At 70.7% G+C, this 2,989-nt stretch carries 6 protein-coding genes and 1 pseudogene; 4 read left to right on the top strand and 3 right to left on the bottom strand.

The window, feature by feature from the left end; genetic code table 11:
• On the top strand, positions 1-167 hold a 167-nt coding region (locus C1J00_RS41270), incomplete at its 5' end, for a CGNR zinc finger domain-containing protein (protein ID WP_180989884.1).
• Between the two features lie 11 nt (positions 168-178).
• Here C1J00_RS41270 and C1J00_RS41265 read toward each other — a convergent pair.
• Positions 179-487 carry a hypothetical protein gene (locus C1J00_RS41265; RefSeq protein ID WP_245936717.1) on the bottom strand — a complete coding sequence of 103 codons (309 nt, stop codon included), beginning with the start codon at positions 485-487 and terminating at the stop codon, positions 179-181.
• A gap of 24 nt (positions 488-511) precedes the next feature.
• On the opposite strand from C1J00_RS41265, the gene C1J00_RS41260 reads away from it, so the two are divergent.
• Both C1J00_RS41260 and C1J00_RS41255 read left to right on the top strand, forming a co-directional pair.
• Positions 512-1,231 (top strand): DUF5753 domain-containing protein, encoded by a 720-nt coding sequence (locus C1J00_RS41260; RefSeq protein ID WP_219728415.1) that lies wholly within the window; start codon positions 512-514, stop codon positions 1,229-1,231.
• Positions 1,218-1,427 carry a DUF397 domain-containing protein gene (locus C1J00_RS41255; RefSeq protein ID WP_439333480.1) on the top strand — a complete coding sequence of 70 codons (210 nt, stop codon included), beginning with the start codon at positions 1,218-1,220 and terminating at the stop codon, positions 1,425-1,427. Before C1J00_RS41260 ends, C1J00_RS41255 begins: the two co-directional genes overlap by 14 nt.
• On the opposite strand, the gene C1J00_RS41250 is transcribed toward C1J00_RS41255, so the two are convergent.
• Complete coding sequence (locus C1J00_RS41250) at positions 1,424-1,819, bottom strand: MerR family transcriptional regulator (RefSeq protein ID WP_102913954.1); 396 nt, start codon at positions 1,817-1,819, stop codon at positions 1,424-1,426. The two genes, C1J00_RS41255 and C1J00_RS41250, sit on opposite strands and share 4 nt — an antisense overlap.
• 50 nt (positions 1,820-1,869) lie before the next feature.
• Here C1J00_RS41250 and C1J00_RS41245 point away from each other — a divergent pair, with 50 nt between their 5' ends.
• Complete coding sequence (locus C1J00_RS41245; RefSeq protein WP_102913953.1) at positions 1,870-2,754, top strand: NAD(P)-dependent oxidoreductase; 885 nt, start codon at positions 1,870-1,872, stop codon at positions 2,752-2,754.
• A gap of 15 nt (positions 2,755-2,769) precedes the next feature.
• Here the strand turns inward: C1J00_RS41245 and C1J00_RS41240 are convergent.
• A pseudogene (locus C1J00_RS41240) lies at positions 2,770-2,989 on the bottom strand (sugar phosphate isomerase/epimerase); the annotation flags it as partial.

Raw genomic sequence — 2,989 nt, 5'->3', positions numbered from 1 at the left:
CCGCCGATCTGCTCACCTCCCCCGCGGCCGAACGCCTGACCGCCTGCGGTTCCCCGCCCTGCAACCGCTACCTGCTCCGCCACGGCCGCCGCCACTGGTGCTCCACCCGCTGCGGCGACCGCGCCCGCGCGGCCCGGGCGTACGCCCGACGCACCGAGCAGCGCTGACACCGTCCCGGTCAGGGCCGGGGCGGACGGGTGAGCCGCGCCCCTCTGCTCTCCGCGACCCTTTTGACGTCCCGCAGGGACTCGCTGAGCCGCCGGGCCAAGTAGTGCAGTTCCGCGCTGGTCACCCGGCGTTCCCCGAGGAGTTCGGCGGCGTGCCCCAGCAACTGGTCCGCCATGCCGATCTGCACGTCCTCGATCTCGTCGGCGAGCCCCGAGACGTAGCCGGTTCCGTCGCCCACGAGGTAGCACGGCCTTCCGTCGGCACCGGTCCACGGCAGGAGCCGCCCGGTCAGCGCGTGATCGCGCGCCCCGCCGGTCACGCACCCGCCTCCACCATCAGGTAGGTGCGCACCAGCCGGTTGCCCTCTCCCCGGAGCGGACGCTCGCCGGGACGGCAGCAGCCGGATGACGCGCGGCGGATCGACCGGGCCCTGGGGACGGACGGGTTCTTCGCGCGGTGGCTGGAGGATCTGGAGTCGCACTACACCGACCATTTCGCGGCGGTGGCCGAGTTGGAGCGACTGGCCACTCATATCCAGCAGTTCGCGCTCTCCCTGGTTCCCGGAGTGCTCCAGACCGACGGCTACGCACGCGCCCTGTTCGGGGCCTACCGTCCAAACCACACGCCCGAGGAACTTGACGAGCTCGTTGTCATTCGAACGCAACGCCGCCGAATCCTCGACGGTCTTGCACGGCCTGTCGTCTGGACGCTGCTCGACGAAGCAGTCCTCCGTCGCCGTGTCGGCGGGTCGCGGGTCATGGCAGAGCAGTTGCACAAGGTGGCGAACATGGCCGAGTCGGGACGGCTGCGCCTGCACCTGCTCCCCTACGGCGTAGGAGCGCACGCGCTCATGCAGAGTCTGCTCACGCTCATGACCTTCGAGGACTCTGCTCCGGTGGCCTACGTGGAGGGCTTTCAGACAGGCAACCTGATGGACGATCCCGCTCTGGTGAGTGCCTGTCAGACCGCCTACGCTCTGGCGCTGAGCGACGCGTTGTCGCAGCAGGAGTCACTGGCCCTCGTCAGGGCGGCAGCGGAGGAACACGCGCGTGATCGACAGTGAGCACAACGCCCTCACCGGCTGGTACACGTCCAGTTACAGCGGCGGCGACCAAGGCGAGTGCCTTGAAGTCGCCCCCGGCCACCCCGACGTCCCGGTGCGGGACAGCAAGGCCACCCACGGCCCCGCCCTGGTCTTCTCGCGGAGCGGCTGGACGGCGTTCGTCACCGCCGTCAAGGACGGGCACATCCGCGGTTAGGCAGGCTGCGTGACACCCAGGGGCGGATAGCTCTCGCCGCCCACGCGTTCGGCCGCCTCGATGTAGTCGGCGAGGGCGTCCCGGGACTGGGCGAGGCTCGCCAGCTGGTCGTCCAGCCGCCGCAGCCGTGACCGCATCGCGGCCAGCAACTCGGGGCATCCGACCAACGTCGGGGCCTCCCCCGTCGCACAGGGCAGCAGGTACGCGATGTCCTCCGAGGACAGGCCGGCGCCGAGCAGGTGGCGGATCTGCTTCACCCGCAGCAGGGCGCTCTCGTCGTACTCGCGGTAGCCGTTCGCTCCGCGGGCCGGTTCCAGCAGCCCCTGGGACTCGTAGTAGCGCAGCTGATGCGCGTTGACGCCCGTCCGTCGGCTCAGTTCTCCGATCCGCATCGACAACCTCGCTTGACCTTCACACCGGTATCAACGTTGACGATGCTGCCATGGACGACGAAACCACAACACCCGTGACTGTCATCGGACTCGGCCTGATGGGCCAGGCACTCGCCGGGGCGTTCCTGAAGGCGGGGCACCCCACGACGGTATGGAACCGCACGGCCGGCAAGGCAGACCGGCTGGTGGCCGGGGGCGCGCGGTCGGTGCCGACCGTCGGCGAGGCGATCGGGCCCGGTCACCTGACTGTCATCTGCCTCACCGATTACCGAGCCGTGCACGAGGTGCTCGGCGCGAGCGATGTCGAGCTGAGCGGCACGACGCTGATCAACCTGAGCTCGGGCGACTCGGGCCAGGCCCGGGAGACCGCCCGGTGGGCGCAAGCGCGAGGGGCCCGCTACCTGGACGGCGCCGTCATGGCCATCCCGTCGGCCATCGGGACTCCTGACGCGGTGATCCTGCAGAGCGGGGCGCGCCCGGACTTCGACGCGCACGAGCCGGCACTCGGCGCGCTCGGCACCGTCACCTACCTCGGTGCGGACCACGGTCTGGCGTCGCTGTACGACGCGGCCGGACTGACCATGATGTGGAGCGTGCTGAACGCCTGGCTCCAGGGCACGGCCCTGCTCAGGACGGCGGGGGTCGACGCCGGGACGTACGCACCGTTCGCGCGGCACATCGCCGCCGGTGTCGCCGACTGGCTGCCGGGGTACGCCGAGCAGATCGACAGGGGCTCGTTCCCGGCCGAGGTGTCGACGCTGGAGACCGACGCGCGGGCGATGGCGCATCTGATCGAGGAGAGCGAGGCGGTGGGGGTCAACGCCGAGCTGCCGAGACTGATCAAGGCGATGGCCGATCGTGCGATCGCCGCCGGGCACGGGAAGGAGCAGTATCCGGTGCTGATCGAGGAGTTCGGCAGGCCCGGCGCCCGCTGACCGGGGGCTGACGCCTCACGCGGAGTCGTTCAGCAACCTGCTCAAGTGCTCGCTCCCGGGCCCCAGCAGGTCGGGCAGGGGCGCCGCCTCCTCGTACCAGCGCTTCTCGTACTCCCAGCAGAGCCACCCGTCCCAGCCGTGGCGGGAGAGGATCTCGACGCATTCGGCCAGCGGGAGGACGCCCGCGCCGAGGGGCAGGGGGGTCGTGTCGTCGGGGGAGGCGATGTCCTTGACC

The organism is Streptomyces cahuitamycinicus (genome assembly GCF_002891435.1).
GTDB classification, from domain to species: Bacteria; Actinomycetota; Actinomycetes; order Streptomycetales; family Streptomycetaceae; genus Streptomyces; species Streptomyces cahuitamycinicus.
The sequence above is the reverse complement of the archived record's forward strand: the minus strand, read 5'-3'. Positions and strand labels throughout refer to the sequence as shown.

Bases quoted from the DNA above. Each gene is read 5' to 3' on its own strand.
- C1J00_RS41250 (WP_102913954.1), bottom strand. From the start codon at position 1,819: ATGCGGATCGGAGAACTGAGCCGACGGACGGGCGTCAACGCGCATCAG.
- C1J00_RS41245 (WP_102913953.1), top strand. From the start codon at position 1,870: ATGGACGACGAAACCACAACACCCGTGACTGTCATCGGACTCGGCCTG.